This window comes from Vibrio sp. S9_S30 (assembly GCF_014694455.1).
Taxonomy (GTDB): domain Bacteria; phylum Pseudomonadota; class Gammaproteobacteria; order Enterobacterales; family Vibrionaceae; genus Vibrio.
Genome location: NZ_JAAUWT010000075.1, coordinates 1 through 1,980, shown reverse-complemented (window position 1 = coordinate 1,980; position 1,980 = coordinate 1). Strand labels below are relative to the sequence as shown.

The following is a 1,980-nucleotide window of genomic DNA, read 5'->3' as shown; positions in this document are numbered from 1 at the left end:
AGGGCATCGAAAAATTCAAAGCTTGATGCTCGCCTTTGTTCAACTTGTTGTGGGTTCATTGTATAGCTGCCGGCATTTTGTGAAATGGCTCTGTGTCTTAAGCTTCTGCATTTGCTGAAGGTCGGGGTTTCCAATAAACTCCGTTCATAACAAACAATTCAAGCAGACCAAAAACGTGTGGCATTTTTAGATTGCGTTGAGTTTTGTGTTTACGGTGGTTTGCAGGAACGGCATTTGTACGTTTTTGGCTACTTAATTGGGCGTTAGGTCTATATTGAGGTTTTATGAAAGTGATTAAATATCTTAAGTACCTTATTCTATTCTCGATATTTTTTGCTATTGATGTATATGCTGTTGTTAGTGAAAGGCATCGCGAAGAAGCTCTGAAGTTCGTAGAAATCGAATACAATCCGGAATTGATGTCAGGTACACTAGTAGAAACTATACGCCATTCTTCTTCAGAAGAAATCGATTTTGAACCATTGGGTAGGTTCTTTAATATCTATTTCAATCGTATGGATTTCAAAGAGGAGATGGCTCAGGCTTATGTGAAATATTTCGATGTGGATGAGATTATCTTGTTGAGAGAGTTTTATTCTACAGAGCTTGGACTTAAGCTAAAGAAAAATGCCTTTCTTATGCTTATGAAAGACGATGTTCCAAAGTTTACTGCTAATGAGATAGAGCAGATTGGGCAGTTTATGCAGACTGGAGTTGCAAAAAAAGCTAAAAAGGTTCAGCCATATATCCAAGAAATATTCAGCTCAATTATAGAAAAGGCATTGGGTGAATATTCTAGTTATGTACCAGAGGTAAAGAATTAAGGTTCAACCTAACAAAAGCTTCAAACCGACAAACAACGCGTGGCATTTTTGGTTTGCGGTGAATTTAGTGTTAAAGGCGTAATGCAGCGGCTTGTTTTGTGCGTTGTCTGCGGTTTAAGCTGGCGTTATGCTACAAGGCGTAATCAGTTGATCTAGATCGTTGCATAAACGATCAATATGAAATAAATTGCTCATTTCAAAAACTGAGGCTGATAACGTGAAAAAAATAATCTTCCCTATATTACTTCTTAGCATCACAGGTTGCACCACTATAAACTACGGAGCAGAAACTTTAGAAAATCACTATTCTCTGCCAGAGCTTAACCAAGTTACTACGTCGTATGTCGGTGATCATATGATTGACCAAGGTGTGGCAACAACAATGAAGTATCTGTCTGTAGGTAATACTATTGATGGTGCAGCATATGACATCCCAAAGGGAGATTATGTTCAAATTGGTTATCATAAAGGTGTAGATTATTTTTCAATATCTTCAAAGAGCAATACTCGCGTTAATTTTATTGCTGGCTTGTTTGAGCCCCCAATAGCCCTATCTATGATAAATAATAAAGTATGTGTAACTACAGCGTCTTATCAACCAGCTCAATGTTACGAACACGGTAATGCTAAGGTTTCGAATAAAACTGTCCATTCAGACAGCTCTTTTAAGCAGACCTTGATTTATAATGGTTCTGTAGGTAACAAGATAAATATCTCATATAGAGAGTTTTCTAGCGGTATGGCTCGCGACGCGTTCACCAACAATGTTGAGTACGACATGGCTAAATCTAATGTAATCAATTATAAAGGTGCTGTAATTGAAGTGAAAGATTATGACAATAGCTCTATCAAGTTTGTAGTGAAAAAGCACTTTAGAGACAATTTTGCAGTAACAAACTGAAACTACGAAAGCAGCATAACAAAAGCTTGAAACCGACAAACAACGCGTGGCATTTTTAGTTTGCGGTGAATTTAGTGTTTAAGGCGCAGTGCGGCGGCTTGTTTTGTGCGTTGTCTGCGGTTTAAGCTGGCGTTATAGCGCTTTGATAATTCAAGGGTTGTAAGGTTGTCGAAAATTGCTGGCTTCAGTACTTTTGAGCTCGTTTCCTCAACCAAATCCAAGGTGGAAAACTCTCAGTAAACCAAGTTGCTGCAA

General features: G+C 38.1%; 2 protein-coding genes. Both read left to right on the top strand.

What is annotated here, in order from left to right; translation table 11 throughout:
* The first annotated feature begins 284 nt into the window (after nucleotides 1-284).
* Complete coding sequence (locus tag HC752_RS24020) at nucleotides 285-824, top strand: DUF2059 domain-containing protein (RefSeq protein ID WP_190337702.1); 540 nt, start codon at nucleotides 285-287, stop codon at nucleotides 822-824.
* Between the two features lie 217 nt (nucleotides 825-1,041).
* Nucleotides 1,042-1,725 carry a hypothetical protein gene (locus HC752_RS24010; RefSeq protein ID WP_190337700.1) on the top strand — a complete coding sequence of 228 codons (684 nt, stop codon included), beginning with the start codon at nucleotides 1,042-1,044 and terminating at the stop codon, nucleotides 1,723-1,725.
* Nucleotides 1,726-1,980: the final 255 nt, after the last annotated feature.

What these genes read in the sequence shown, in the direction of transcription:
- HC752_RS24020 (WP_190337702.1), top strand. Translation starts at nt 285, where the DNA reads ATGAAAGTGATTAAATATCTTAAGTACCTTATTCTATTCTCGATATTT.